The organism is Cedecea davisae DSM 4568 (genome assembly GCF_000412335.2).
In the GTDB taxonomy this organism is placed as follows: domain Bacteria; phylum Pseudomonadota; class Gammaproteobacteria; order Enterobacterales; family Enterobacteriaceae; genus Cedecea; species Cedecea davisae.
The window spans coordinates 1,935,882-1,962,692 of record NZ_KE161030.1; the positions used below are offsets into that span (position 1 = coordinate 1,935,882).

Genomic DNA, 26,811 nt, shown 5'->3' on the forward strand with positions numbered 1-26,811 from the left:
TTGTTTATGTGTCAACCCCACTGCGGGGCCGTTGAAATGAACTATAGGCTGGAGGATGGAAGTGTTCAGTGAGTGATTGGTATCGGCGTGTAACGGAATGTACAACGCCGGGTGCGGGCGACCCGGCGTCAGGTTTTTACAGGTAGCGGGATTCTAAATGTTTACGGAAATACAACGGGTTAAGATCTTCTCCGGTGGCATTGGTAATCAGCTGCGCGGTGGTGAAGCGGCTGCCGTGCTGCCAGATATTTTGCTTTAACCAGTCAAATAACGCGCTGAAATCACCGCTGGCGATGTCGCTTTCCAGCTGCGGCAGCGCCCGGCTCGCGGCGGCGAACAGCTGCGCGGCGTACATTGCGCCCAGAGTGTAAGAAGGGAAGTAGCCAAATGCCCCGTCCGTCCAGTGAATATCCTGCATGCAGCCGTTGCGATAGTTGCCTTCGGTAGACAGGCCCAGCCAGGACTGCATTTTTTCATTCCACAGAGCCGGAATGTCATCGACTTCGATATCACCGTCAATCAGCGCGCGTTCAATTTCGTAGCGCAGTACAACGTGTGCCGGATAGCTGACTTCGTCGGCATCCACGCGGATAAAGCCGCGCTCTACCTGCTGGTTAAGATTGATAAAGTTATTTAGCTCAAACGCGGGCTGCGGGCCAAAGCGCTCGGTGACTTTCGGCAGCAGAAGTTTCAGGAACGGCGCGCTGCGGCCAAGCTGCATTTCAAAGAACAGGCTCTGCGACTCGTGAATCGCGGTGGAGCGTGCCAGAGAAACGGGCTGCCCCAGCCATTCGCGCGGCAGGTTCTGCTCGTAGCGCGCGTGGCCGGTTTCGTGGATCACGCCGAACAGCGAGCTGAACATCTCTTCTTCGTTGTAGCGGGTAGTGATGCGCACGTCTTCCGGCACGCCGCCGCAGAACGGGTGGGCGCTAACGTCGAGGCGGCCGCCGTTAAAGTCGAAGCCGAGCAGCGCCATTGTGTCGAGACCCAGCTGGCGCTGCGTTTCGGTGGCGAACGGGCCTTGCGGGGCGATAAGAGATTCTTTAGCTTGTTTATCAACTACTTTCTGCAGAAGATCCGGCAGCCAGCCGCGCAGGTCTCCAAACAGCACGTCGAGCTTAGCGCTGGTCATGCCCGGCTCGTAGATGTCCAGCAGGGCGTCGTAGCGGGAGATGCCTTTCGCTTCGGCACGCAGCTGCGCTTCTTCGCGGCTCACGCGCACCACTTCTTTCAGGTTGGTGGAAAAGCCCTGCCAGTCGTTGGCCGGGCGCTGGGTACGCCAGCCGTGCTCGCAGCGGGTGCCTACCAGCGATTTTTCTTCAACCAGAGCATCCGGCAGCAGCACGGCTTCCTGGTAATGGCGGGTCATCTCACGCAGGTTTGCGCGTTCAACGTCATCGAGATCTTCCTGAGCGGCGGCCTGCAACAGCGTGGCGATTTTCTTGTCGGTCAGGATCTGGTGCTTAAGCACACTGAGTTCAGAGAGGGCTTCACCGCGTGCCTGGCTGCCGTTGGCGGGCATCATGGTTGACATATCCCAGCCTGCAATGGCGTACAGGTGGTCAAAGCGGGACAGACGCTGGAAGGTACGGGTCAGGTGATTATAGTTTTGCTTTTCCATATGGCCTCGTGAACAGGTTGTTAACGCCAAAGAAAATAGCATTAAGCGCATCTGAAAACGAGGCCAGCAGAAGCTTAGTGCGCGCGGTGATGCAAACGCGTGCCAACCAGCAGGGCGATAAGCAGCAGCGAGCCGATAAATGCGGCCACGCCGTTCCAGCCGAACTGGTGCCAGAACACACCGCCGAGCGTACCGGCGATGCTGGAGCCGAGGTAATAGCTGAACAGATACAGCGAAGAAGCCTGGCCTTTAGCGCGCCGCGCGCGCGGGCCAATCCAGCTGCTGGCAACCGAGTGGGCGGCGAAGAACCCGGCGGAGAACAGCAGCATTCCGGCAAAAATCACCAGCAGAGGCGAGAACACGGTGAGCGTCAGGCCGATGAACATTACGGCGGTAAAGGCTATCAGCACCGGGCCGCGGCCATACTTTGCGGTCATTGCCCCGGCTTTTGGCGAACTCCATGTCCCGGTGAGGTAGGCCACGGACAGCAGGCCAACCACCGCCTGGCTAAGGAACCACGGCGCTTCCATCAGCCGGTAGCCAATGTAGTTAAACAGCGTGACAAACGCGCCCATCAGCAGGAAGCCTTCGGCGAAAAGCAGCGGCAGGCCCTGGTCGCGCCAGTGCAGGCGGAAATTAATAAACAGCGTTTTGGGCCGCAGGCTGGAGGCGCGGAAATGCTGCGACTGCGGCAAAATTTTCCAGAACATCAGCGCCGAGGCGAGGGCGAAGCAGCCGATAGCGGCCACGGCAACGCGCCAGCTAAAGAAGTCGGTCAGCACGCCGGTTATCAGGCGGCCGCTCATTCCGCCGATGGAGTTCCCGCTGATATACAGCCCCATTGAAAACGCCACCACGCTGGGGTGCATCTCTTCGCTGAGGTAAGTCATGCCGACGGCGGCCACGCCGCTAAGCGACAGGCCAATCAGGGCGCGCATCACCAGGATGCCGTGCCAGCTGGTCATCAGAGTGGAAAGCAGGGTGCAGCAGGAGGCGAGCAGCAGCGCGGTGACCATCACCTGCTTGCGGCCAATCGCATCCGAAAGCGGGCCGGTAAACAGCAGGCCGATAGCCAGCATGGCGGTGGATATCGACAGCGAAATACTGCTGCTGGCGGGGCTGACGCCAAATTCTTGCGACAGCACCGGCAAAATCGGCTGCACGCAGTAGAGAAGGGCAAAAGTGGCGAGACCGGCGGAAAATAGCGCCAGGGTGACGCGCATAAACTGGGGAGTGCCTCGTTTAATGTAGCTGACAGACTGAACAGAAGGTCTTTCGCCAGCGGCCTCTGTCGGGACGGGGCTGACGGTTGTGGTGCGGCTCAAAGGAGATCCTTACAAAGTGCGTTAACTTATTATTTACAGAGTAGAAAAGTGTAAATGTTATGTCTAATATATTAATAATCTCAAATGATATGTTTGGCATATGAATATAGAACTGCGTCACCTGCGTTACTTTGTCGCCGTTGCGGAAGAACTGCATTTTGGCCGCGCTGCGGCAAGGCTGCGCATCTCCCAGCCGCCGCTCAGTCAGCAGATCCAGACCCTTGAACAGCAAGTTGGCGCCCGACTGCTGGCGCGAACCAACCGCAGCGTGAATCTGACCGCCGCCGGGCAGCAGTTCCTCAACGATGCACGCCTTATCCTTAGCCAGGTGGACGCAGCAGCAGCACGCGCCGCGCGTTTGCATCAGGGCGAAACCGGCGAGCTGCGCATCGGTTTTACTTCGTCCGCGCCGTTTATCAAAGCCGTCTCGGACAGCCTGTCCGCCTTTCGCCGCCGTTACCCGGATGTGCATATTCAAATGCGGGAAGTGAATACCCGGGAGCAGATTGCTCCGCTTAACGACGGCGAGCTGGAGCTGGGGCTGATGCGCAACACCAAACTGCCGGAGACGCTGGACTGGACGCTGATCCTGCGTGAGCCGCTGCTGGCGATGGTACACCGGGAGCATCCGCTGGCCTGCGCCAGTTCGGTTTCCCTTAAGCAGCTTGCCAAAGAGCCTTTTGTTTTTTTCGACCCACACGTTGGCACCGGGCTGTACGACGACATAGTCGGCTTGCTGCACCGCAACGATATCGTGCCTTACATTACCCAGGAGGTGGGCGAGGCGATGACGATTATCGGCCTGGTGTCGGCCGGGCTGGGCGTTTCTATTCTCCCCGCGTCGTTCCAGCGCATTCGGCTAAGCGATGTTGTGTGGTTACCCATAGAAGAGCAGGAAGCGCAGTCGGAACTGTGGCTGGTTTGGCCGAAGCATCGGGAACTTTCTGCGGCGGCAAAGCGCATCTCGGCGCTGTTAACCGAGGCCTCATCCGCGCTAAAATAGCCGCAAAATGGCGGGATTATGTGCGGTAAATCACAACCCTAAGTAAATATTTGACTACCCCGCTTCAAGTGTTTAACCATAGCCTAAAAGTTTATTTCGAAGCGCGAAAATAAAGGGAGTACCACGTGGTTGCTGATAGTCAGCCGGGCCATATCGATCAGATTAAACAGACCAATGCCGGTGTTGTTTATCGTTTGATTGATACCCACGGTCCGGTGTCGCGAATCGATCTTTCCCGCCTGGCGCAGCTGGCACCGGCCAGTATCACCAAAATTGTGCGGGAGATGCTTGAAGCTCACCTGGTACAGGAAACCGAAATTCAGGACCCGGGCAGCCGTGGCCGCCCGGCCGTGGGGCTGATGCTGGAAACCGAAGCCTGGCACTATCTTTCATTGCGTCTGAGTCGGGGCGAAATCTCCCTGGGCCTGCGCGACCTCAGCAGCAAGCTGGTGGTTGAAGATACCGTTGCCCTGCCGATAGAAGATCCTCAGCCTCTGCTGGACCGCATCGTTTTTCAGGTCGATCAGTTCTTTATTCGCCACCAGGAAAAGCTGGAGCGCCTAACCGCCATCGCCATTACGCTGCCGGGCATCATTGATACCGTGCGCGGCATTATTCACCGCATGCCGTTTTATGACATCTGCGATATGCCGCTCGGCGAAGCGCTGGAAACCCATACCGGGGTGCCGGTGTTTATCCAGCACGACATCAGCGCCTGGACCATGGCCGAAGGGCTGTTTGGCGCGTCGCAGGGGGCGCGAGACGTCATTCAGGTTGTTATCGACCATAACGTCGGGGCGGGCGTAATAACCGACGGTCGCCTGCTGCACGCGGGCAGCAGCAGCCTGGTCGAAATCGGCCACACTCAGGTTGACCCGTACGGCAAGCGCTGTTATTGCGGCAACCACGGCTGCCTGGAAACCATCGCCAGCGTCGAGAGCGTTCTGGAGCTGGCGCAGCAGCGTATGAGCCAGTCTATGGGGTCGATGCTGCACGGCCAGCCGCTGAGCGTGGAATCCCTGTGCGACGCGGCGATTGGCGGCGACCTGCTGGCAAAAGACATTATTATCGGCGTCGGGCAGAACGTAGGCCGTATTCTGGCCATTATGGTTAACCTGTTTAATCCGCAAAAGATCCTTATCGGTTCGCCGCTTAACCGCGCCGCCGCTATTCTCCACCCGGCGATTACCGACTGCATTCGCCAGCAGGCTTTACCCGCCTACAGCAGCCATACGGTAGTTGAAAGTACCCAGTTTAATAATCGGGGTACGATGGCCGGTGCGGCGCTGGTAAAAGACGCAATGTATAACGGCTCTTTATTAATTCGCCTGTTGCAGGGCTGATTCCACGCCCTGATTCACCAAATATTGCGCTATCTCAATCTGGCCGCAGCGCCATTCTTTTAGACTTTCCCGGTTCAATTTTTCTTTTTTGTTTTTATTGCAAGCGTTACCTCCGGGAGAGATTCATGCTTAAGCGTTTCTTTATAACGGGTACCGATACCGCCGTGGGGAAGACGGTGGTTTCAAGAGCCTTGCTGCAGGCGCTGGCCGCCAGCGGTAAAAGCGTTGTCGGCTATAAGCCGGTGGCGAAGGGTAGTAAAGAGACGCCAGAAGGACTGCGCAACAAGGATGCGCTGGTATTACAAAGCGTCTCAACGGTTAAACTGCCCTACGAAGCTATCAATCCTATCGCGCTGAGCGAGGAAGAGAGCAGCATTAGCCACAATAGTCCGGTGAACTACTCTTTGCTCTCCAGCGGCCTGGCGCGCCTGAGCAGCCAGATGGATCATGTCGTGGTTGAAGGCACGGGCGGCTGGCGTAGCCTGATGAACGATCTGCGCCCGCTCTCCGACTGGGTGGTGCAGGAGCAACTGCCGGTGCTGATGGTGGTGGGGATCCAGGAAGGCTGTATCAACCATGCGCTGCTTACGGCGCAGGCCATTGCCAACGACGGGCTGCCGTTTATTGGCTGGGTCGCCAACCGCATCAACCCAGGGCTGGCGCACTACGCGGAAATTATCGAAGTGCTGAGCAAGAAACTGCCGGGGCCAATGATTGGCGAGCTGCCGTATCTGCCCCGCGCCGAACAGCGCGACCTCGGGCCGTACATCAACTTACCCCGGCTGCGCAGCGCTCTGTCGGTAGACAGACTGCGGGCGTAGCCAGCGCGACAGCGTAGAGGCTATAACGCAGGTCAGAAGCAGGCCGGGGAGCAGGGTAAACTCTCCGGTCATTTCACAAATCATCAGCGTCGCCATAATGGGCGCATGGGTGGTCGCCGCAAGCAGCGAGGCCATACCCGTCAGCCCCAGCAGAATCGCCACCGGTTCGCCGCCTCCGCCCCACATTCCACAAATTTGACCAAACAGCATGCCCAGCGCTGCGCCGATAAATAGCGTTGGCGTAAACACGCCGCCCGGCGCGCCTGAGCCGCTGCTCGCCATCACCGCCAGTAATTTGCACAGCAGAACCCCGGCAACAAACAGCAGCGCGGGCGGGCTGGAGAGAAATGATTGCACCACGCTGTAGCCGTTACCCCACGCGGTGGGCGTTATCAGCGAAAGCAGGCCGACAATCAGCCCGCCCAGCGCCAGCTGCAACGGTGGCGACAGGTGCAGCCCGCGAAACAGCACGCTGCTTTTCATCAGCAGCCACAGCATCAGCGGGCCAACTACACCTGCCGTTAAGCCCAGCAGCGCCATCAGCCCATACTGGGAAGGCAGAGGCGGCGCGAGAAGGGTGACGATATACAGCGGAGCCTGGCCGCCGTTCAATAAATGGGTCATCAGCAGCGCGCTAACGGCGGCGATAACCACCGGCCCAAGCGAAGCAAGCATCAGCGAGCCAAATAGAATCTCCGCGATAAACAGGCTGCCCGCCAGCGGCGCGTGGTAGGCGCTGGCCATCCCGGCGGCGGCACCGCAGGCGACCCACAGTTTCCACTCTTTGTCTGGCGTAAATCGCTGGGCAAAGAGCGAGGCAAATACGGTAGCCAGCAGGATCATTGCCCCTTCGCGGCCGATGGCGCTGCCGCTGGCGACCACAATAAGCGAAGCGCCGGACTTTACCAGGCTTGAAGGGACGTCGAGCCGCCCGTCGCCGGTTTCGATGGCTTCCATGTAATCGGTGGGGGCAGAAGGGCGCTGGCGGGTGGCCCGCTGCCAGCCCCATAACAGCAGTCCCGCGAGCAGGCCGCCAACGGCCGGCGTCATCACGCGTCGCCAGGGTTCAAGCGAAGCCGCAGCCGCGACCAGGCTGCCGCCGTGGTCGCCAAGAAACGCATTCTCAAGCAGATACATTGCCTGGCGAAACAGCCAGACAACCAGCGCGGAGGCAAGGCCAATGAAGACCGCAATCACCAGTCGGCGCAGCATCTCCCTGATGTCGGGGAAAGCATGTAAACGGTGCATAATGGATAACGTAGCGGGGGAATGGCGCTATTGTGGGGCAGAAAGAAGAGAAGCTCAAAAGAAAATGCGCCGCCGCTGGGGCAGCGCATCAGGTTGATTAACTTTGGTGAATATTCAGCACCCGGCGGGTACGGCCCGAGCTGAGATAGTCGGCAATATAATCCTGCGAAATTTCTCCGCTGTAGCGCCCGTCCTCATCGGTAATCGGCATCCAGACCATATTGTGCTCGTAGAGTTTCGACAGCACGATGCGCAGGTTTTCTTCAGCCCGGCCGGTCACGCGGAACGGGTGGAGCAGTTCAGAACAGGTTCCCGTTGCGCCGCGCGCTTCGCGGCGCTTAACGAAGCCCAGCGGTTTACCATCGCCGTCTACCACGGTAATAGAGCGCATGTCGTTATCATCCATGGTGGCAAAGGCTTCCGGCAGCGGCGTGGACTCGCGGGCGGTAATGGTCGGCTGCTGGTCGGTTACGTCCCCGGCCTGCACCAGCAGCAGGCGCTTCAGCGTGCGGTCCTGGCCCACGAACGAGCCTACAAAATCATTAGCCGGTTTTGCCAGCAGCTCGTCCGGGCTGGCGCACTGCACGATTTTGCCCTGTCTGAACACCGCGATGCGGTCGCCCAGCTTCAGCGCTTCGTCAATGTCGTGGCTCACCAGCATCACGGTTTTTTTCAGCTGGCGCTGCATGTCGAGAAACTCGTTCTGGATTGTCTCGCGGTTAATCGGGTCGACCGCGCCGAACGGCTCATCCATCAGCAGCACCGGAGGATCTGCCGCCAGGGCGCGAATAACCCCGATGCGCTGCTGCTGCCCGCCGGACATCTCGCGCGGGTAGCGGTTAAGGAAGCGATTAGGATCGAGGGCCACCATGCTCATTAACTCGCTGGCGCGCTCTTTACAGCGGGCTTTATCCCAGCCCAGCATGCGCGGCACCACGGTAATGTTCTCTTCGATGGTCATGTTCGGGAACAGGCCAATCTGCTGGATAACGTAGCCGATATTGCGGCGCAGGGTAACGGTATCCAGATCGTTAGTGTCCTGCCCGTTAATCAAAATTTTGCCGCCGGTTGGCTTAATCAGGCGGTTAATCATCTTCAGCGTGGTGGTTTTGCCGCAGCCGGAAGGGCCAAGCAGAACGCACATTTCCCCCTCGGGGACGTTGAGGCTGACGTTATCCACGGCGTTAAAAGTCTGGCCGTTTTTCTGCACAAATTGTCTGGTGAGATTTTCAAGTTTTATCATTATTTACTCTCTTTTAAAGACGAATTTAATGGCCGGTTACCACTTGGTAAAATGCATTTGCAGGCGATGCAGCAGCCAGTCAAGCACGATGGCGAGCAGGCAAATCATTACCGCTCCGGCAATCAGCATGCGGATGTCGCTCCCGCTGATGCCGTTCAGCAACAGCAGGCCCAGCCCGCCCGCGCCGATGACGGCGGCAATCGCCATCACGCCAATGTTCATCACCACTGCGGTACGGATACCGCCAAAAATCACCGGCAGCGCCATCGGGATTTCTACCCAGCGTAAACGCTGCCAGAAGGTCATGCCGATGCCGCGACCGGCTTCGCGCAGACCCGGCGGCAGGCTGTCCAGCGCGGTATGGGTGTTGCGAACAATCGGCAGCAGCGAGTAGAGAAAGACGGCCGTAACGGCAGGCACCACGCCAATTCCCTGACCGATCAGCGAAAACAGCGGGATCATCAGGCCGAACAGGGCGATAGACGGAATGGTCAGCACGATAGTGGCGACGCCGAGCACCGGCGTTGCCAGCCATTTATGGCGCACAATCAGAATACCGAGCGGGACGCCAATCACGATGGCCAGCCCGACGGCGATAAGCACCAGCCACAGGTGATGCAGAGTCAGGGAGCCAATATAGCCCGCGTTATCAATCATATAATGCAGAGTTTCCACGATACCTCCTCAGAGCAAGCCTTTCTGCTGCAGGAATTCACGCGCTACCTGCTGCGGGGTTTCATGGTCGATATCAACTTTGGCGTTCAGGGTTGTTATCACGTCGTTATTCAGCAGGGACGAAAGGGTATCGAGCGCTTCCTCAAGACCTGTATTCGCATCCAGCACATCTTTACGCACCACCGGCGTGACAGCGTAACTTGGGAAGAAACCTTTATCGTCCACCAGCGCCTTCAGGTCGAAGCCTTTCATGCGCCCGTCGGTGGTGTAAATCAGGCCGGCATCGACAAAGCCGTCGCGGATGGCGTTATACACAAGGCCGGGGTCCATCTGGCGAATCTGCGGGCGGTCCAGCGGCATGTTATACACCTGCTGGAGCGGCTTCAGGCCGTCACTGCGCCCGGCAAATTCCAGATCCAGGCCGAGCATCCAGTTATGTTTCGGGTCGGTCTGGCGAATATGCTCCACCCGCTCCACCAGCTGAGACATCGTGGTAATGCCTTCTTTCTCAGCGCGTTCACGCTTCATGGCAAAGGCGTAGGTGTTGTTCATTTCCGCAGGCTTGAGCCAGACGAGGCCAAGTTTGGCATCCAGCTTTTTAACCGTGTTATACGACTCTTCCGGCGACATTCTTTTGTTGATGTGATTGAAGATAATCAGCGAAGTCCCGGTGTATTCCCATGTCATATCAATCTGTTTATTGATCATCGCGTTGCGGGAAATAACCGTGGCGATATTGGTTTGCGGCGTAACCTGGAACCCTTTTTTCGCCAGATACTGCGTGGTCATGGCAGAGAGAATATGTTGCTCGGTAAAGCTCTTGGTCGCCAGCACCAGCGGGGCAGCCTGCGCCTGGGCGGTAAGAAGTGCCGTGGCGGTGAGGGCCGCCGTCAGCAGTCGGGAAAGCATCTTCATGAACGCTCCTTATTGTTGTTATTAAGCGGCGTGGGGGCTGAGCACCCGGCCAAGGCCCGCGAGAGCAAGATCCAGTATCAGCGCAAACAGCGCGGTAGCCACCGCCCCGAGGATCAGCGTCGGGAAGTCGTTAAGGTAAATACCCGGGAAAATCAGTTCGCCGTAGCTGCTGGCACCGATAAGAAACGCCAGCGGGGCCGTGCCTACGTTGATGGCGGTGGCGATGCGCACCCCGGAGAGCATAACCGGCAGCGCGTTGGGGATTTCAACCTGGCGCAGACGCTGTAATTTTGTCATGCCAATGCCGTTAGCCGCCTCGATAAGCGAAGGCGGCACGCTGCATAGCCCGGCGTAGGTGTTACGCACAATGGGCAGCAGGGAAGCGAGGAACAGAGCAATAATCGCCGGTTTATCGCCGATACCGATGACCACCATTGCCAGAGCCAGCACCGCCAGCGGCGGCAGCGTATTGCCGATATTAAATATCTGCATCACGTATTCCGCCCAGCGGCGGGCGGCAGGGCGGCTGAGTAAAATCCCGCTGGGAATACCAACCAGCAGCGCCAGCGCCATAGAGCTAAACACCAGAATTAAGTGCTGCTGCCCGAGGTAAACCAGGTCCACCTGACGGGCTTTTATTGTCTCAGGCCCGATACCCCAGACCAGCAGGCCGAGCACTACAACGAGCGCAAGGAGGCCGAGAAGGAACCTTGTTAAGAAGGATGCGTTTTGCATTGCAGTGTGTCTCCCTGTTGCACGCGTTATTGCCGCCGGAAGGACGGCCTGTTGTTATGCCTTGTGTCGGCAGGGTGTCTGGAGCTATAGCAACGCAGCGGGAAGGATTCCAGTTTAGCGGACCATTAAGTGGCTAATGGTTTAGGGGATAAAGTATTGCGCAGGCCTTATGGCTGTTGGGCTGGGAGGGGAAAGTAAAGATTTGTCTTAAAAATGTTAATGCGACGTGACGTTGTCACATATCAATTATCGCCGACGGGCGGGATCTTTCAGGAAACCGAATGCCGTCGGCTCCCCGAAAGACCAGGATTCTTAGAAGAACAGCTCCTTCTGCGCCACCGGCGTCAGCATGCCGCGCCGCCATCCGGCAAGGGTAATGTGCGCAAGCTGACCTAGCCCGCGATAGAAATCATTGGCGGCATGGTCGGTGAACAGGCTAAGGAAACGCTCTGACCACGGCAGCAGATGCCAGGCGAGCAGTTCGTCCAGCCGCTGAGATTGCTCCTCATCGGCGAGCCAGGCGGCCAGCATCAGCAGCGTACCAAAATGGTCTTCCGGCTCGTTCTGCTCGGTTTCCTGAACAAACCCGTGCTCGCGCATCCACTGGCGTAAGGCCAGCATTGAGTCGCCAAAGAGCACGTTTTCTTTGTCCAGATAGACCGAACCCCACGGCGGAGCAGGCAGCGCGTACGGGCCGATAAACAGTCGCTGATACTCCGCATCAAGCCCCTCGTCCGCCAGGCCGGAAGCCATAAGCCGTGCGATATCAGGTAATTCAGCGGACTGAATCGGCCACTCTGTAACCCACTCGGGTGATGCCAGCATAGCGATAAGCTCCGCGCATTCCGGGCTGCCCGGCGGCTGATAAAACAGGGCGCCGAGTACGCGACCGGTCAGGGCGATGGCGGGCAGGCGTTGTAAATCTGAAGACATTCTTTGCTTCCTTAAATTTTTCTAATCTCGACCAGATTGGTGTGCTGCGGGTTGCCTTTGGCCAGCGGCGAAGGACGATGCGTGGTCAGGGTGTTAATGCAGGCCCCGCGGTCGATTTTGTCGCCGCTCATATTGGCATCGTGCCAGGCGCCCTGGCCCATGGCCGCTACGCCCGGCATGATGCGAGGGGTGACTTTGGCTTCGATATACACCTCGCCGCGCCCGTTGAACACGCTGACCTTGTCTCCGCTGGTAATTCCGCGTTTCTGCGCATCTATTGGGTTGATCCAGACTTCCTGGCGTGCGGCGGCCTGGAGCACGTCAATATTGCCGTAGGTTGAATGCGTTCTGGCCTTGTAATGGAAGCCAAACAGCTGGAGAGGATAATCGCCGCGCTGAGGGTCGTCCCAGCCTTCAAAGGTAGAAGCATAAACCGGCAGCGGGCTGATGGTTTCATCTTTTTCCAGCTCCCAGTTTCCGGCAATTTCCTCGAGCCTGCTCGAATAGATCTCAATTTTTCCGGAGGGCGTCTTGAGCGGATTGGCCGCCGGGTCTTCGCGGAATTTTTTGTAAGCCACGAAGTGGCCCGCCGGGTCTTTACGTTTATAAATACCCATTTCGCGCAGCGCCTCGTAGGACGGGAGCAACGGATCTTTGGCGAGCATTTTAGCGTACAAATGGCGCAGCCATTCGCTCTGGCTTCTTCCTTCGGTAAACGCCTGGTGAACGTCAGGGCCAAGCCGCCTTGCCACTTCGCTCATCATCCAGTAAATCGGTTTACGCTCGAACTTAGGCGCGGTGGCGGGCTGAATAAAAATCAGGTAGCCCATATTGCCCGCGTAGTCGTTGGGAATAATGTCTTCCTGTTCCACCGTCATCAGGTCCGGCAGCAGGATATCGGCGTACTTCGCCGAAGAGGTCATAAAGTTTTCGATAACCACAATCATTTCGCACTGCTTGTCGTCCTGCAGAATATCGTGGGTTTTATTGATGTCGGAGTGCTGGTTGATGATGGTATTCCCGGCATAGTTCCAGATGAACTTTATCGGCACGTCCAGCTTATCTTTGCCGCGCACGCCGTCGCGTTTGGCGGTCATTTCCGGGCCACGAACAATAGCGTCCGTCCAGCTGAAGCAGGAAATCTGCGTTTTCACCGGGTTTTCCAGCACCGGCATACGCTCAATGGTGATGGTGTAGGTGGACTCACGGGCGCCGCTGTTGCCGCCGTTAATCCCGATGTTGCCGGTCAAAATCGGCAGCATGGCAATCGCGCGGGAGGTCAGTTCGCCGTTCGCCTGGCGCTGCGGGCCCCAGCCCTGAGCAATATAGGCTGGTTTAGCGCTGCCTATTTCACGAGCCAGTTTGATTATCTTGTCGGCAGGGATGCCGGTAATCGTGGCTGCCCACTGCGGCGTTTTTTCAACGCCGTCTTCGCCCTGGCCGAGAATATACGCCTTGTAGTGCCCGTTTGCGGGCGCACCAGCGGGCAGCGTCTTCTCGTCATACCCAACGCAATATTTATCGAGGAACGGCTGGTCTACCAGATTCTCGCTGATTAAAACGTGGGCAAGCCCGGCGACGAGCGCGGCGTCGGTGCCCGGGCGGATAGGTATCCACTCGTCTTCGCGCCCGGCGGCGGTGTCGGTATAACGCGGGTCGATGACTATCATGCGTGCATTGGAGCGTTCGCGGGCCTGCTCCAGATAATAGGTGATGCCGCCGCCGCTCATGCGGGTCTCCGCTGGATTATTGCCGAAGAGCACGACCAGTTTGCTGTTTTCGATATCCGAGGTGCTGTTGCCGTCGTTGCTGCCGTAGGTGTATGGCATCGCGCAGGCGATTTGTGCCGTGCTGTAAGTGCCGTAATGGCTCAGGAAGCCGCCGTAGCAATTCATCAGCCGGGCAACCAGCGAGGCGTAAGGCGAGGAGCGGGTTATGTTGCCGCCGACCACGCCGGAAGAGTAGTTGATATAGACCGCTTCGTTACCGTACTTTTCAACGGTTTTCTTCAGGCTGCCGCTGACGAGGTTAAGCGCCTCATCCCAACTGATGCGCTCGAACTTCCCTTCGCCGCGCTTGCCCACTCGCTTCATCGGGTAATTCAGGCGTTCCGGGTGGTTGATGCGACGGCGAATGGAGCGCCCGCGCAGGCAGGCGCGAACCTGATGATCGCCATAGTTATCCAGCCCGGTATTATCGGTTTCGACCCAGTAGACCTCTTCATCGCGGACGTGCAGGCGCAGCGCGCAGCGGCTGCCGCAGTTGACCGAACAGGCTCCCCAGACCACTTTATCTTCCTGGGAGACGGCACCGGCAACGGCGGCTGCGGCGCTGCGTAAAGCAAACGGCAGTGAAATACCGCCGGCGGCAAGCGCCAGGCCGCCTATAGCGGAAGATTTTACCAGGCTGCGGCGGCTAATCCCGCCCGGATTGTTGAGATTCGACATCGCTCACTCCATGACTGTTTTGTCGCGTGGAAGACGTTATTTTTTTGAATTTTTAGGGTTGATGATTGCGGTGGAGTCTCGCCGCTTAGCGGGCGAATATTCACTCCGGCAAGAGTGTTACTTATTTAGGAGTAGAGGTTATTAACGCCAATCAAAGTTAGGGCAGTCTGCGGCGGAAATTGCGGGAAAGCAGGGCGCAGCGCGCCCCACTGGAGATTACTGAGGCTCGTTTTCAGCTGCGGCGCCGCCCGCGATGCGGGTATAAACGATTTTTTGCGTGTCGTTAGCGCAGTGGCCAACAACCTGGCCGCCGGCCTTGTCTGCCTGATCGTTCGGAACGATGGTTAGCGAAAATCCGGACTCAGGCACGCCGTTATTAATAATACGTTGCTGGATATCCGCTTTCACTCTTTCGCAGCTGCCTTGCGCGGCCAACGCCGGGGCGGCAGCGATCAGCAGTATCGTGCTTAACCAAACGGAACGTTTCATCATCTCTTCCTTATGTTGAGGTGAACTATAAGAATAGCGCTTTTAGTGTAAAGGGTTGTATTTGCTTATATCATGTTATGACACCAAACAGGAGAGCGGCAAAACGTGAAGAAAATCATTATCTCTGGCGCGCTGGTTTTCGGGCTTGTCGGATGTGACAACTCGCAGTCGCCGCAGGCGTATACGCCGGAAATGGCCAGTTTTTCTAACGAGTTCGACTTCGATCCGCTGCGCGGGCCGGTAAAGGATTTTAGCCAGACGCTGATAAACGAAAAGGGCGAAGTGGTGAAGCGGGTTAGCGGCGTGCTGTCGCAGGAAGGCTGCTTCGACAGCCTTGAGTTTCACGATCTTGAGAACAATAGCGGCGCTGCGCTGGCGCTGGATGCGAATTACTACATTGACGCCGTTAGTCACGAAAAACGCGTGGAGTTGCAGGGGAAATGCCAGCTTGCCGGGCTGCCTAAGGTGGGCATCAGCTACGATACGGACGACAATGGTTTCGTCACGGTTGCCCGGGGTAAGGATGTCCAGGTCGACTATAAATATGACGATGAAGGCTATCCGCTGGGCAAGATATCCAAAGCCAAAGAGAGCGAGCTGGCGATTATTGCGAAGGCCGGAACCGACAAAAAGAAAAAGCTGGATTACAGCGCGGTGACTACGCTGAACGGTAAAAACATCGGGATGGCCAAGCAAAGCTGCGACTACGACAGGCATTTCAACCCGCTGTCCTGCGATCTGGATATGACCGATGAAACCGTAACGCCGCCAACCACCGTGCGTTATACGATTAAAAATACTATCGAGTATTATTGATAGCGGCGCGTTTGCCGCCAAACCCACGTTTAAAAATTAAGGTTCTGCTCGTGGCCCAGCGGTTTGCTCTGATACTTCGTTCATTGTTGTTCTGTTGGTGCCTGGGCTTGTTGCTGGCTCCGGCGGCGCACGCGGCTGAACTTGCCGCCGGGGTGAGCCAGTTTAGCGCGGCGTTAGAAAAAGCCAGCCCTGCGGCGCAGGTGCCGCTACAGGCTCTGCAACAGCTGGATCCTGCGCTGCTAAAGCCTGAATCAATGTATCCTCAGTTTCAGGCATATTCAGTTGCCGACCTGAGCGCGCTTTATCAGTTTGATAATCGCTGCGTTTCCGGTCACTCACTTCCAGAATCGGTTTTACCTTTCGTGCAGGCGCTGTGCCAGGCAGGCAGGCCGCCCGCGTCGTGGTTTAACACGCATCCTGTTTATCCGCTCGGAGGAAGCAGCGCTTGGCACTATATTTTGCGCCATCCTGATGCGGCAGCGGCGTTGCAAAACGCTCTGCATGTCCGGGAAAGACCCGGTAGCCTGGGCGGCGTGGGAACACTTTCCGATGACAATCTTGAGGCGCTGGTCGGCGGGCAGCGCTGGCTGTTGCAAAACGGCGAGCTGTGGCACCTTAGCCGCCAGCAATGGCAGCGCTATGAACAACCAGTCTGGCAGCCGCTGGCTAAGCAGGCCGGGCTTGAACTGGTGAGTGCGGGAGGGCGCTGTGATGTCCGCCTCGGGGCATTATGCGCCAACGCTAATGACGGGTATCGCGATGTCTGGCGCTGGTTGTTTGTTTTGTTGGCAATTTTTGCCGCCGCTGGTCTTACGTGGACGGCGCTGGCAGCGCCGCCGGTTACGCGAGCGGCAGCGTTTTATTACCCAAATGTTGACCCACGAACTGCGCACGCCGATCGCCCAGCTTAGCAATGTTGTTGAGCATTTTCGCCGCGACTTTAACCAGCTCCCTGACCGGGCGCAGCTTAATTTTGTTGCTCTGGCAGATACATTACAGCGCATGCGCCAGATGGCCGAAACCAGCAAGCATTATCTTATAGCGGAGCATCAGCGTGAGGCGCTGGAAGCCCCAGCCCGGGTACGGCTCAGCGAGTGGCTGGATAATCTTTGTGCAACACGGGACGGCCTGATTTACTGCCTTGAAGAAGATATGACGGTTAGCGTAGCGCTATACTGGAGCAGTCTCTGCCTGACGAATTTACTGGATAATGCCTTTTGTCACGGAGCCGCCCCCGTGCGCTTAACCGTGCGCAGAAGCAAAACGAGCCTGCTTTTCCTGGTCAGTGATGCCGGAAGTATGAGTAAAAACCCGCTGCTAAACTCGCGCCGCATGCGCTGGTCAAACAATAACCTTGGACTGGGGCTGACCATCGTCCAGCGAGTCTCCCGCCGCCTGAACGGCAGGCTAACTTTCAGCGCTTCGCCAACCACTTTTACCCTGGAGCTTCCTTGCGATGTCAGCTAATACCCCCTCGCTGTTATTAATTGAAGACGATCCTGCGCTTGGCGAGGGGCTGTCGGCATTTTTGCGGCAGGAAGGATTTACCTGCCGCTGGCTACGCGGTTCGGAACAGGTGCCCGATTATTGGTATCTGGCGGATTTGGCTATTCTCGACCGGCAGCTTCCGGACGGCGATAGCCTGCGCCTGCTGCCCCAGTGGCTTGCCAGGAAAGCTCTGCCGGTCATCGTCCTGACGGCAAGAGTCAGCGTAGAAGAGCGAGTGGCCGGGCTTGAAGCCGGAGCGCGGGACTACATTAGCAAACCTTTTGCTCACGTTGAGCTGCTGGCCCGCATTCGCGCTCAGCTGCGCCCATTGGGCGAGGGCGTGCTGGTTTGCGGCGAACTTACTCTGGTTCCGGCGCGGCAGGTTGCGCGCTGGCAGCAAAATGATGTGGCGCTAACGGCAACGGAGTTTTCGCTTCTGGCGATGCTGGTGCAGATGGCCGGGCGGGTGTTCACGCGAGACGAGCTGTTAAACCAGGTCTGGGGTTACCAGAGCTTTCCTTCCACCAGAACGGTGGACACACATATTTTGCAACTGCGTCAGAAACTCCCCGGACTGCCGATCGCCAGCGTCCGCGGTATTGGCTACCGGCTGGAGCGGATGGAATGAAATTACGCCTGATAGCCGCCTTACTCTTTCCTTTAAACCTTCAGGCCGCGCTGCCGGAAACGCCGCTGGAACCGGTTTATCATCAGCTATTTAACCAGCGCGGTGACCTTGCCTACGGCCAGTTGACAGAGGTTTGGCCTCGGTTGAACAGCCATGCACAGCGTCAGGCGTGGGAGGCGGCGCTTAATGCCGTGGTGAGCCATCAATGCGGCAAAGATCTCCCTTCGGCGGTTCCGGCGTGGCTGGATGACATCACGCTGACGCTGATGCAGCGCGATATGCCGCTAAGCCGCATATACCGCATTACCCTCAGCGGCAATAGCCCGCGCCACGACTTGCGGGTTTCGCTGCTTCTGCCCGAAGGCAAAGAGGCACTTTCCTCGATGCGGGTAGAGTACGAACCAGAGGGGGAATTTCGCGTTGAGAGTGAGGAATTTAACCAGCCGCTTAACGAAGGCGTTTATTTACTCACCGTTTCCAGCGGCGGCCAGCAATGGCGGCAGTCTCTGGCCTTGCAGGGCATTAACGGCCTGAGCCAGGCTCAGCTTCAGGGGCATAAAATAATCCTCCATACACCGCGGGTTGCGGCTTCTTGCCCGCAGCCGTGGCTTGAGCAGTCGCTGCTTAAACGGGATGACTACAGCCAGGTATGGTGGCAGCGCAGCGACAAAATGGCGCTGGTGACCTGGCCCGCGGAGCAGGTAGAAAATTTATGGGCAACGGTTGCGGTGGTCAGCGCTGAAAACCGGGGTAGCGTAACCGTGCGCACCGAGCATCGCCTTGCCGGGCCGCTGGCAACATTACAAAACTAGCGGCCGGGCCGTAATCCTGACATTCCTCTGACAATTGCTCTGAGTTAACCGGCAATACTGGCATCTCTTTTATTAACGGGATATTTGCCATGAAATTAAAACCCCTGCTGGCCAGCCTGGCGCTGCTTTCCGCTTCGGCCTTCGCCGTCGACAATATCGCCTTCTGGAACACGCCGCAGCACGGCGGTAACAGCTTTAATCGCCTTGCACCAACGGAAGCTTACTTTTCCGCCCTAAAAGGCTACGGCGCAAGCTGGGTGCGGCTTTCGTGGGATAAATGGCAGCCGGAACAGCGCGATTTTTTGATTGGCAATGCCGACAATTATCAGGGCCTGATGAAGCAGGATCTGCAAACGCTTAAGGATACGCTGGCCCGGGCTCACGCCGCCGGGCTGAAAGTGGTCATCACGCCGCTTTCGCTGCCCGGCATGCGCTGGTCGCAGAACAACGGTGGCCGCTTTGACGATCGACTCTGGCAGGATAAACGCTACTGGCAGCAGAGCGCTGCTTTCTGGCGTGACCTCGCAAAAGAGCTGAAAGATAACCCGGCGGTGGGGGCCTACAACCTGGTTAATGAACCGGCACCTGAAAAGCGCGGCGGCCTGAAAGAGCACGCTTCGCCGCAAGAGATGCTGGCCTGGTATAAAGAGCATCAGGGTACGGCGCGGGATCTGCCGGAGTTCTACCAGACTGTCATTAAAGCGATTCGCGAAGTGGACCCGAATACGCCAATTATGGTCGATAGCGGCTGGTATGCGGCGGCGGACGCCTTTAGCTACTGGCCGCACGCGCTCGCTGACAAGCGGGTGCTGTACAGCTTCCATATGTATGAACCGTACGACGCCACCAGCGCGCCTAACCTGAAACGAGCTAAGCCCTATGCTTACCCCGGCGTAGTGCCTTTTGCCGGAGGGAAGGAAAAATGGGATGCCGGGCGCGTTGCCGAGTATTTACAGCAGCCTTTCGTATGGGCAAAACAGCGGGGCATTGAGCAAAATCGTATGGTAGCCGGGGAATTTGGCTGTATTCGCCAGCTGGACGGCTGTCGCCAATATCTTGAGGATGTGCTCACCGTGCTGGATAAAACCCAGGCCCACTGGGCGTTTTACAGCTTCCGGGAGGACGCCTGGGACGGAATGGATTACGAGTTGGGCAAAGGCAAGGTGCCCTGGTCTTACTGGCAGGCGATGGATAAACAGCAGCCGGATACTTTGCCGCGCTGTGCGACGCCTGAGTTCGAGCCGATTAGCCGCAGGTTGAGCCACTAACGCGGATGATTAAGTGGTTCAGGCTGAATTGAGTCAGCGACTATTCTGAATCACATTTTCTAATGCAATGATTTTTCGCCGCTTTATTTATGTTATGTTTTTCGCTGGCAAATTTAACCACGGCGGCGAGACAGGATGAGCGGCAAACTCGATCAGTTTATTCAGCAGGCGGTCAGCGCGGTTCCCATTAGCGGCACCTCGCTGATTGTCTCTTTGTACGGCGATGCGCTGGCGCACCGGGGAGGAGAAATCTGGCTCGGTAGCCTGGCGGCGATGCTGGAGCCGCTCGGCTTTGGCGAACGCTTTGTGCGGACCTCACTGTTTCGCCTGAATAAAGAAGGCTGGCTGGATGTGGAGCGGGTGGGGCGTCGGAGTTTTTATCGCCTGACGGATTTAGGCCAGCGCATGTCGCGCCGCGCCGAGTCAAAAATTTACCGTGCCGGGCAGCCCGCCTGGGACGGAAAGTGGCTGCTGCTGCTATCCGAGGGGCTGGATAAAAGCACTCTCCAGCAGGTAAAAAAACAGCTGATCTGGCAGGGGTTTGGCGCCCTGGCTCCGAGCCTGATGGCTTCTCCTTCGCAGAGCCTGGCGGATATTCAAAGCCTGCTACATGAGGCGGGCGTGGCCGAACAGGTTATCTGCTTTGAAGCCGATTCTCCGCTGCAAACCTCCCGCGCCGCGCTAAAGTCTCGGGTGGAAGAATGCTGGCTGCTGACCGACAAAAACGAGCGCTACGCCGAATTTATCAACTCCTTCCGCCCGCTGTTGCCGCTGCTGCGCGAGGCCGGAAGCGAAGAACTTACGCCCCGGCGCTGCTTCCAGATCCAATTGCTGCTGATTCACTTCTACCGCCGCGTAGTGCTGAAAGATCCGCTTCTGCCGGATGAACTGCTGCCGCCGCACTGGCTGGGGCAGAGCGCACGCCAGCTTTGTATCAATATCTACCAACGCGTTGCACCAGGCGCGCTGGCTTATGTCAGCGAACTGGGGGAAACCTCGGTTGGCTCTCTGCCGGTGCCGGGTAATGGCTATTTGCAGCGTTTTGGCGGACTCAATCACTCTTAAGGAGCCTTTATGCCTGTTTACCAGATTGATGGTCTGACGCCGGTTGTCCCGGAAGACAGCTATGTGCATCCCACGGCGGTGCTGATTGGCGACGTAATCCTGGGCCACCGAGTCTATATTGGCCCCAATGCCAGCCTGCGCGGCGACTTTGGGCGCATTATCATCGAAGATGGCGCTAACGTGCAGGATAACTGCGTGATGCACGGATTCCCGCAGCAGGATACGGTGGTGGAACAGGACGGCCACATCGGCCATGGTGCGATTTTGCACGGCTGCCGAATCGGTAAGAATGCGCTAATCGGCATGAACGCGGTGATCCTCGACGGGGCGCAAATTGGCGAGAATTCTATCGTCGGCGCGGCGGCTTTCGTTAAAGGCAAAGCGGAGTTTCCGGCCAATACGATGATTATCGGCAGCCCGGCGAAAGCGATTCGCGAGTTAAGACCGGAAGAGCTGGAATGGAAAAAGCAGGGAACGAAGGAGTATCAGGATTTGGTGATTCGCTGCCAGCAGACAATGCATCAGGTCGAGCCATTGCGTGAGGTAGAGGCGGGGCGTAAACGTCTGATGTTTGAGGATTTGCACCAGCCTAAGAAAAGCGGTTAATTCCCCTCACCCCGGCCCTCTCCCCAAAGGGGCGAGGGGGAAAACAGGTTTGGAGAATATTGTTTATCCCCTCTCCCTTCCAGGGGGAGGGTTAGGGTGAGGGTCAGTCACTTGGAGCAAATATTACGCAGCAACGATGCTGTCGATAGCTGCTTTTGCATCAGTCTGCGCTTTAGCCGCAACTTCCGGGCCGTACCCGAAGCCTTCAGCGAACACGTAGTTCACATCGGTGATGCCGATGAAGCCCAGGAATACGTTCAGGTAAGGCACCAGCAGGTCGGTCGGGGTATCTTTGTGGATGCCGCCGCGGCTGGTCACAACCAGAGCACGTTTACCAGTCACCAGGCCTTCAGGGCCTTTCTCGGTGTAGCGGAAAGTGACGCCAGCGCGAGCGACCAGGTCAAAGTAGTTTTTCAACTGAGTTGGGATGTTGAAGTTGTACATCGGCGCGTTGAAAACAATCACATCGTGCGCTTTCAGTTCTGCAATCAGCTCGTCAGATAACGCCAGAGCTTCCTGCTGACGCGGAGTCAGAGCCGCATCGGAAGGACGCAGCGCGCCAACCAGTTCACCATCCAGCACAGGAATTGGGTTTGCCGCCAGGTCACGAACGGTAATTTCGTCGTTGCTGTGCTTTTCACGCCATTGTTCAACAAAATAGTCGGACAGCTGGTTGGACTGTGAGTAACCTGCCAGGATGCTGGATTTCAGAACTAATACTTTGCTCATGGAGTGATTCCTTAGTGTTTGGTCAGTCGGGCGTTGTGCCCGTTCGCTGAGAGTTAATGTATTCACAATCTGATTACAGTGATAGCGCAATATATCGAACCCTATATTCGAATTTATTGAACAAGGCGCTATAAATCGTGGTGTGGTAAAATAGCGGAAATCAGAGCCATGACTTAACCGGTTGTGCCCGGTAGCGAAATAAAGATAGAAAAAATGGAAACCATAAAACACTCGCTGTCCTCTTTGTTTGCGCGCCTTGACGGGCTGATGCTCCGCGACAGACAACGCTTCTCCCGCCGCCTGCACGGCGCAAAGAAGATCAAAAATGCTGACTCTCAGCAGGCCTTATTCGACTCCCTGGCCGCAGAAATAGACGCCGCAGCAGGCAAGGTTCTGCTGCGCGAAGCCGCGCGCCCGGCTATTACCTATCCTGAAAATCTGCCTGTAAGCCAGAAAAAGCAGGACATCCTCAATGCGGTACGCGACAACCAGGTGGTTATCGTGGCCGGGGAAACCGGCTCCGGGAAAACCACCCAGTTGCCAAAAATCTGCATGGAGCTGGGGCGGGGCATAAAAGGGCTGATAGGCCATACGCAGCCTCGCCGTCTTGCAGCGCGTACCGTTGCAAACCGCATTGCTGAAGAGCTGCAAACCGAGCCGGGCGGCTGCGTGGGTTATAAGGTGCGCTTCTCCGACCACGTTGGCGACAACACCATGGTCAAGTTGATGACGGACGGGATCCTGCTGGCGGAAATCCAGCAGGACAGGCTGCTGATGCAGTACGACACCATCATCATCGATGAGGCGCACGAGCGCAGCCTGAACATCGACTTCCTGCTGGGCTACCTGCGGGAACTGCTGCCTAAGCGTCCCGATCTCAAAATCATCATTACTTCGGCAACCATTGACCCGGAGCGTTTTTCGCGCCACTTCAATAATGCGCCAATCATTGAGGTGTCCGGCCGGACTTATCCGGTGGACGTGCGTTACCGCCCGATGGTGGAAGATAACGACGATACCGACCGCGACCAGCTACAGGCCATCTTTGATGCGGTAGACGAGCTGGGCCACGAAAGCGCGGGCGATATCCTGATCTTTATGAGCGGCGAGCGGGAAATCCGCGACACGGCAGATGCGCTGACGAAGCTGAACCTGCCGCATACTGAAATCCTGCCGCTCTATGCTCGCCTGTCCAACAGCGAGCAGAACCGGGTGTTCCAGCCCCACGTTGGCCGCCGTATTGTGCTGGCAACCAACGTGGCGGAAACCTCGCTCACCGTGCCGGGCATTAAATACGTTATCGATCCCGGTACGGCGCGTATTAGCCGCTACAGCTACCGCACCAAGGTGCAGCGTCTGCCGATTGAGCCGGTTTCTCAGGCTTCTGCTAACCAGCGTAAAGGCCGCTGCGGGCGCGTTTCGGAAGGGATTTGTATTCGTCTTTATTCCGAAGATGACTTCCTGTCTCGCCCGGAATTTACCGACCCGGAAATCCTGCGTACCAACCTCGCGTCGGTTATTTTGCAGATGACGGCGCTGGGGCTTGGCGATATCCAGGCGTTCCCGTTCGTTGAAGCGCCTGACAAGCGCAATATCCAGGACGGCGTGCGCCTGCTGGAGGAGCTGGGGGCCATCACCAGCGATGAAGATCACAGCGTTTATAAGCTAACGGCGTCCGGTCGCCAGCTCGCCCAGTTGCCGGTTGACCCGCGCCTGGCAAAAATGGTGCTGGAGGCGCAAAAATTTGGCTGCGTGCGCGAAGTAATGATCATTACGTCAGCGCTCTCTATTCAGGACCCGCGCGAACGCCCGATGGACAAGCAGCAGGCGTCGGACGAAAAACATCGCCGCTTCCACGACAAAGAGTCAGACTTCCTGGCTTATGTGAACCTGTGGAATTACCTCGGCGAGCAGCAAAAAGCGCTCTCTTCGAACCAGTTCCGCCGCCAGTGCAAGCTGGATTTCCTCAACTACCTGCGCGTGCGCGAGTGGCAGGACATCTACACCCAGCTACGCCAGGTGGTTAAAGAACTTGGCCTGCCGGTAAACAGCGAGCCTGCGGACTTCCGCTCCGTGCATTCGGCACTGCTGACGGGGCTTCTGTCGCATATCGGCCAGAAAGACACCGAGAAACAAGAATATACCGGCGCGCGTAATGCTCGCTTCTCCATCTTCCCCGGCTCGGGCTTATTCAAAAAGCCGCCGAAGTGGACGATGGTCGCCGAGCTGGTGGAAACCAGCCGCCTGTGGGGGCGCATAGCCGCCCGTATCGACCCGGAATGGATCGAGCCGCTGGCGCAGCATTTGATTAAACGCTCCTACAGCGAACCACACTGGGAAAAAGCCCAGGGCGCGGTGATGGCGCAGGAAAAAGTGACGCTTTATGGGCTGCCGATTGTGGCCGCGCGTAAGGTCAACTACAGCCAGATTGACCCCGCTCTGTGCCGCGAGCTGTTTATCCGTCACGCGCTGGTGGAGGGCGACTGGCAAACCCGGCATGCCTTCTTCCGCGACAATCTCAGGCTGCGCGCGGAAATCGAGGATCTTGAGCATAAGTCCCGCCGCCGGGACATCCTGGTGGACGACGAAACGCTATTTGAGTTCTACGACCAGCGAATTTCTCATGAAGTGATTTCCGCCCGCCACTTCGACAACTGGTGGAAAACCGCCAGCCGTGAAACCCCCGATCTGCTGAACTTCGAAAAAAGTATGCTTATCAGGGAAGGCGCGGAGCAGGTCAGCAAGCTGGACTATCCGAACTTCTGGCATCAGGGCAACCTCAAGCTGCGGCTTACCTATCAGTTTGAGCCGGGCGCGGACGCCGACGGCGTCACGGTCCATATTCCGCTACCGCTGCTTAACCAGGTTGAGGAATCCGGCTTTGAATGGCAAATCCCCGGCGTGCGTCGGGAGCTGATTATTGCCCTGATTAAATCGCTGCCGAAGCCGGTACGCCGTAATTTTGTTCCTGCCCCGAACTATGCCGAAGCGTTTTTAGGCCGCGCAACGCCGCTGGAGCTGCCGCTGCTGGACAGCCTGGAGCGCGAATTCCGCCGCATGGCAGGCGTGACCATCGACCGGGAAGACTGGCACTGGGATCAGGTGCCCGATCACCTGAAAATGACCTTCCGGGTGGTGGACGAGCACAACAAAAAGCTGAAAGAAGGTAAAGACCTCCACGAGTTGAAGGGCGGCCTGAAAGACAAAGTACAGCAAACGCTGTCTGCGGTGGCGGATGACGGCATCGAGCAGAGCGGGCTGCATATCTGGAGCTTTGGCTCATTGCCGGAAAGCTACGAGCAAAAGCGCGGCAGTTACAGGATGAAGGCCTTCCCGGCGCTGGTGGATGAAAAAGAGAGCGTGGCAATCAAGTTATTTGATAACCCGCTCGAGCAGCAGCAGGCGATGTGGCGCGGCCTGCGCCGTTTACTGCTGCTGAACATCCCGTCGCCGGTGAAATACCTGCACGAGAAGCTGCCCAACAAGGCGAAGCTCGGCCTCTACTTCAACCCTTACGGTAAGGTGCTGGAGCTTATCGACGACTGCATTTCCTGCGGCATCGACAAGCTGATTGCGCAAAACGGCGGGCCGGTATGGAGCGAGGAAGGCTTTGCCGCGCTGCATGAAAAAGTGCGCGCCGAGCTTAACGATACGGTGGTTGAGATTGCCAAACAGGTTGAGCAGATCCTCACGACGGTGTTTAACATCAACAAACGCCTGAAAGGGCGCGTGGACATGACGATGGCGCTCGGTCTGTCGGATGTTAAAGCCCAGATGAGCGGCCTGGTTTACCGTGGTTTTGTGACCGGCAACGGCTATAAGCGCCTCGGCGATACGCTGCGTTACCTGCAGGCTATCGAGAAGCGGCTGGAGAAGATGGCCATCGACCCTCACCGGGATCGTGCGCAAATGCTGAAAGTGGAAAGCGTGCAGCAGGCGTGGCAGCAGTGGCTGAACAAACTGCCGCCGGCCAGCCGCGAAAACGAAGAGGTGCAGGAGATCCGCTGGATGATAGAGGAGCTGCGAGTCAGCTACTTTGCCCAGCAGCTGGGAACCCCGTATCCGATTTCCGATAAGCGTATTTTGCAGGCCATGGAGCAGGTAGCGCTTTAAGTCTTCGTGTGCGTCATTCCCCCTGACAACAAACAAAGCGATTTGTTTTCTCCCTCGCCCCTTTGGGGAGAGGGCTGGGGTGAGGGAGATAATGAGAGCAGGGGACAAGGGCGTGGCTTTTGATTTTAACGCGACGTGGAGTTTCAGAGTGGCTGCGGGATTAAAGCGCGGCACTTGTTCCGGCTTAAATCACCTCCAGATTGTCATAAACGGCTGTAAGCAGAAGAGATACCTCTGTGGGCACTGTTATGTTCCGTTCACCGGCGAATCTATTTTCTCTGCACGCCCAGAGAACGGTGAACGTGTCAGGGGGAAATACGCCATTCCCCCTGACCACCCCCGGCGCCCGGCGAGCTCATCGCCGCTAAAGCGGTAAACCCCGGCTATCACCCAAACATTCGGGGTCGTTCGCGATCCGTTCCCGACGATCGCTCTCTTTCGCTGCTCCCGGCAGCTCCACCCCGCCTGAGTTGGGTCAAAGCCGGGGG

General features: G+C 57.4%; 23 protein-coding genes. 12 read left to right on the top strand and 11 right to left on the bottom strand.

What is annotated here, in order from left to right; translation table 11 throughout:
- Positions 1-136: 136 nt before the first annotated feature.
- Both HMPREF0201_RS09055 and HMPREF0201_RS09060 read right to left on the bottom strand, forming a co-directional pair.
- A complete protein-coding gene (locus HMPREF0201_RS09055) occupies positions 137-1,621 on the bottom strand; it encodes a carboxypeptidase M32 (protein WP_016536284.1) in 1,485 nt (494 codons plus the stop codon).
- 74 nt (positions 1,622-1,695) lie between these two features.
- Positions 1,696-2,946: an MFS transporter gene (locus HMPREF0201_RS09060; RefSeq protein WP_039898196.1), complete on the bottom strand. Its 1,251-nt coding sequence runs from the start codon at positions 2,944-2,946 to the stop codon at positions 1,696-1,698.
- A gap of 100 nt (positions 2,947-3,046) precedes the next feature.
- On the opposite strand from HMPREF0201_RS09060, the gene HMPREF0201_RS09065 reads away from it, so the two are divergent.
- The 3 genes from HMPREF0201_RS09065 (at position 3,047) to bioD (ending at position 6,113) form a co-directional block, all read left to right on the top strand.
- Positions 3,047-3,949, top strand: a complete 903-nt coding sequence (locus HMPREF0201_RS09065) for a LysR family transcriptional regulator (protein ID WP_016536287.1) — start codon at positions 3,047-3,049, stop codon at positions 3,947-3,949.
- A 125-nt stretch (positions 3,950-4,074) separates the two neighbouring features.
- A complete protein-coding gene (gene mlc / locus HMPREF0201_RS09070; protein WP_016536288.1) occupies positions 4,075-5,292 on the top strand; it encodes a sugar metabolism global transcriptional regulator Mlc in 1,218 nt (405 codons plus the stop codon).
- A gap of 125 nt (positions 5,293-5,417) precedes the next feature.
- Positions 5,418-6,113 (top strand): dethiobiotin synthase, encoded by a 696-nt coding sequence (gene bioD / locus HMPREF0201_RS09075; RefSeq protein ID WP_016536289.1) that lies wholly within the window; start codon positions 5,418-5,420, stop codon positions 6,111-6,113.
- Here bioD and clcB read toward each other — a convergent pair.
- The 8 genes from clcB to HMPREF0201_RS09115 all read right to left on the bottom strand — a co-directional run bounded on the left by clcB (position 6,066) and on the right by HMPREF0201_RS09115 (position 14,798).
- On the bottom strand, positions 6,066-7,361 hold the full coding sequence (clcB, locus tag HMPREF0201_RS09080) for a voltage-gated ClC-type chloride channel ClcB (RefSeq protein ID WP_016536290.1): 1,296 nt from the start codon (positions 7,359-7,361) through the stop codon (positions 6,066-6,068). The two genes, bioD and clcB, sit on opposite strands and share 48 nt — an antisense overlap.
- A 97-nt stretch (positions 7,362-7,458) precedes the next feature.
- Positions 7,459-8,604: an osmoprotectant ABC transporter ATP-binding protein OsmV gene (gene osmV / locus HMPREF0201_RS09085; RefSeq protein ID WP_016536292.1), complete on the bottom strand. Its 1,146-nt coding sequence runs from the start codon at positions 8,602-8,604 to the stop codon at positions 7,459-7,461.
- Between the two features lie 36 nt (positions 8,605-8,640).
- Entirely contained in the window at positions 8,641-9,279 is a 639-nt protein-coding gene (osmW, locus tag HMPREF0201_RS09090; RefSeq protein WP_039898198.1) for an osmoprotectant ABC transporter permease OsmW, read from the bottom strand.
- 9 nt (positions 9,280-9,288) lie between these two features.
- A complete protein-coding gene (gene osmX, locus HMPREF0201_RS09095) occupies positions 9,289-10,194 on the bottom strand; it encodes an osmoprotectant ABC transporter substrate-binding protein OsmX (protein WP_016536294.1) in 906 nt (301 codons plus the stop codon).
- Positions 10,195-10,215: 21 nt separating this feature from the next.
- Positions 10,216-10,929: an osmoprotectant ABC transporter permease OsmY gene (gene osmY / locus HMPREF0201_RS09100; protein WP_016536295.1), complete on the bottom strand. Its 714-nt coding sequence runs from the start codon at positions 10,927-10,929 to the stop codon at positions 10,216-10,218.
- Positions 10,930-11,241: 312 nt separating this feature from the next.
- On the bottom strand, positions 11,242-11,862 hold the full coding sequence (gene dmsD, locus HMPREF0201_RS09105; RefSeq protein WP_016536296.1) for a Tat proofreading chaperone DmsD: 621 nt from the start codon (positions 11,860-11,862) through the stop codon (positions 11,242-11,244).
- A gap of 11 nt (positions 11,863-11,873) precedes the next feature.
- Positions 11,874-14,309 (bottom strand): selenate/tellurate reductase subunit YnfE, encoded by a 2,436-nt coding sequence (gene ynfE / locus HMPREF0201_RS09110; RefSeq protein WP_039898200.1) that lies wholly within the window; start codon positions 14,307-14,309, stop codon positions 11,874-11,876.
- 216 nt (positions 14,310-14,525) lie between these two features.
- Entirely contained in the window at positions 14,526-14,798 is a 273-nt protein-coding gene (locus HMPREF0201_RS09115; RefSeq protein WP_039898202.1) for a DUF1161 domain-containing protein, read from the bottom strand.
- A 105-nt stretch (positions 14,799-14,903) separates the two neighbouring features.
- Here HMPREF0201_RS09115 and HMPREF0201_RS09120 point away from each other — a divergent pair, with 105 nt between their 5' ends.
- From HMPREF0201_RS09120 to paaY, 8 genes are all read left to right on the top strand, one after another.
- The gene (locus tag HMPREF0201_RS09120; RefSeq protein ID WP_016536300.1) at positions 14,904-15,614 is read left to right on the top strand and encodes a YnfC family lipoprotein; all 711 of its coding nucleotides are present in this window, start codon (positions 14,904-14,906) and stop codon (positions 15,612-15,614) included.
- A 50-nt stretch (positions 15,615-15,664) separates the two neighbouring features.
- Entirely contained in the window at positions 15,665-16,525 is an 861-nt protein-coding gene (locus HMPREF0201_RS22890) for a DUF3404 domain-containing protein (RefSeq protein ID WP_055696356.1), read from the top strand.
- Complete coding sequence (locus HMPREF0201_RS22895; protein ID WP_055696357.1) at positions 16,485-17,081, top strand: sensor histidine kinase; 597 nt, start codon at positions 16,485-16,487, stop codon at positions 17,079-17,081. The genes HMPREF0201_RS22890 and HMPREF0201_RS22895 overlap by 41 nt, the downstream gene beginning before the upstream one ends.
- Positions 17,071-17,730 (top strand): response regulator transcription factor, encoded by a 660-nt coding sequence (locus HMPREF0201_RS09135; RefSeq protein ID WP_016536303.1) that lies wholly within the window; start codon positions 17,071-17,073, stop codon positions 17,728-17,730. Before HMPREF0201_RS22895 ends, HMPREF0201_RS09135 begins: the two co-directional genes overlap by 11 nt.
- Complete coding sequence (locus HMPREF0201_RS09140; protein ID WP_016536304.1) at positions 17,727-18,542, top strand: DUF2861 family protein; 816 nt, start codon at positions 17,727-17,729, stop codon at positions 18,540-18,542. Before HMPREF0201_RS09135 ends, HMPREF0201_RS09140 begins: the two co-directional genes overlap by 4 nt.
- A gap of 89 nt (positions 18,543-18,631) precedes the next feature.
- Entirely contained in the window at positions 18,632-19,810 is a 1,179-nt protein-coding gene (locus tag HMPREF0201_RS09145) for a glycoside hydrolase family 5 protein (protein WP_016536305.1), read from the top strand.
- Between the two features lie 135 nt (positions 19,811-19,945).
- Positions 19,946-20,875, top strand: a complete 930-nt coding sequence (paaX, locus tag HMPREF0201_RS09150; RefSeq protein ID WP_016536306.1) for a phenylacetic acid degradation operon negative regulatory protein PaaX — start codon at positions 19,946-19,948, stop codon at positions 20,873-20,875.
- Positions 20,876-20,884: 9 nt separating this feature from the next.
- Positions 20,885-21,481 carry a phenylacetic acid degradation protein PaaY gene (gene paaY, locus HMPREF0201_RS09155; RefSeq protein ID WP_016536307.1) on the top strand — a complete coding sequence of 199 codons (597 nt, stop codon included), beginning with the start codon at positions 20,885-20,887 and terminating at the stop codon, positions 21,479-21,481.
- Between the two features lie 123 nt (positions 21,482-21,604).
- Here the strand turns inward: paaY and azoR are convergent, their stop codons facing one another.
- Complete coding sequence (azoR, locus tag HMPREF0201_RS09160; RefSeq protein ID WP_016536308.1) at positions 21,605-22,210, bottom strand: FMN-dependent NADH-azoreductase; 606 nt, start codon at positions 22,208-22,210, stop codon at positions 21,605-21,607.
- Between the two features lie 213 nt (positions 22,211-22,423).
- Between azoR and hrpA the strand changes: the two genes are divergently transcribed.
- Positions 22,424-26,323, top strand: coding sequence for an ATP-dependent RNA helicase HrpA (gene hrpA, locus HMPREF0201_RS09165; protein ID WP_039898203.1), 3,900 nt, complete (start codon positions 22,424-22,426; stop codon positions 26,321-26,323).
- Positions 26,324-26,811 lie beyond the last annotated feature (488 nt).

Excerpts from the sequence above, each read along its gene's own strand:
- HMPREF0201_RS09055 (WP_016536284.1), bottom strand. The coding sequence starts at position 1,621 with ATGGAAAAGCAAAACTATAATCACCTGACCCGTACCTTCCAGCGTCTG.
- HMPREF0201_RS09065 (WP_016536287.1), top strand. The coding sequence starts at position 3,047 with ATGAATATAGAACTGCGTCACCTGCGTTACTTTGTCGCCGTTGCGGAA.
- bioD (WP_016536289.1), top strand. The coding sequence starts at position 5,418 with ATGCTTAAGCGTTTCTTTATAACGGGTACCGATACCGCCGTGGGGAAG.
- clcB (WP_016536290.1), bottom strand. The coding sequence starts at position 7,361 with ATGCACCGTTTACATGCTTTCCCCGACATCAGGGAGATGCTGCGCCGA.
- osmV (WP_016536292.1), bottom strand. The coding sequence starts at position 8,604 with ATGATAAAACTTGAAAATCTCACCAGACAATTTGTGCAGAAAAACGGC.
- osmX (WP_016536294.1), bottom strand. The coding sequence starts at position 10,194 with ATGAAGATGCTTTCCCGACTGCTGACGGCGGCCCTCACCGCCACGGCA.
- osmY (WP_016536295.1), bottom strand. The coding sequence starts at position 10,929 with ATGCAAAACGCATCCTTCTTAACAAGGTTCCTTCTCGGCCTCCTTGCG.
- dmsD (WP_016536296.1), bottom strand. The coding sequence starts at position 11,862 with ATGTCTTCAGATTTACAACGCCTGCCCGCCATCGCCCTGACCGGTCGC.
- ynfE (WP_039898200.1), bottom strand. The coding sequence starts at position 14,309 with ATGTCGAATCTCAACAATCCGGGCGGGATTAGCCGCCGCAGCCTGGTA.
- HMPREF0201_RS09115 (WP_039898202.1), bottom strand. The coding sequence starts at position 14,798 with ATGAAACGTTCCGTTTGGTTAAGCACGATACTGCTGATCGCTGCCGCC.
- HMPREF0201_RS22895 (WP_055696357.1), top strand. The coding sequence starts at position 16,485 with ATGTTGACCCACGAACTGCGCACGCCGATCGCCCAGCTTAGCAATGTT.
- HMPREF0201_RS09135 (WP_016536303.1), top strand. The coding sequence starts at position 17,071 with ATGTCAGCTAATACCCCCTCGCTGTTATTAATTGAAGACGATCCTGCG.
- HMPREF0201_RS09140 (WP_016536304.1), top strand. The coding sequence starts at position 17,727 with ATGAAATTACGCCTGATAGCCGCCTTACTCTTTCCTTTAAACCTTCAG.
- HMPREF0201_RS09145 (WP_016536305.1), top strand. The coding sequence starts at position 18,632 with ATGAAATTAAAACCCCTGCTGGCCAGCCTGGCGCTGCTTTCCGCTTCG.
- paaX (WP_016536306.1), top strand. The coding sequence starts at position 19,946 with ATGAGCGGCAAACTCGATCAGTTTATTCAGCAGGCGGTCAGCGCGGTT.
- paaY (WP_016536307.1), top strand. The coding sequence starts at position 20,885 with ATGCCTGTTTACCAGATTGATGGTCTGACGCCGGTTGTCCCGGAAGAC.
- azoR (WP_016536308.1), bottom strand. The coding sequence starts at position 22,210 with ATGAGCAAAGTATTAGTTCTGAAATCCAGCATCCTGGCAGGTTACTCA.
- hrpA (WP_039898203.1), top strand. The coding sequence starts at position 22,424 with ATGGAAACCATAAAACACTCGCTGTCCTCTTTGTTTGCGCGCCTTGAC.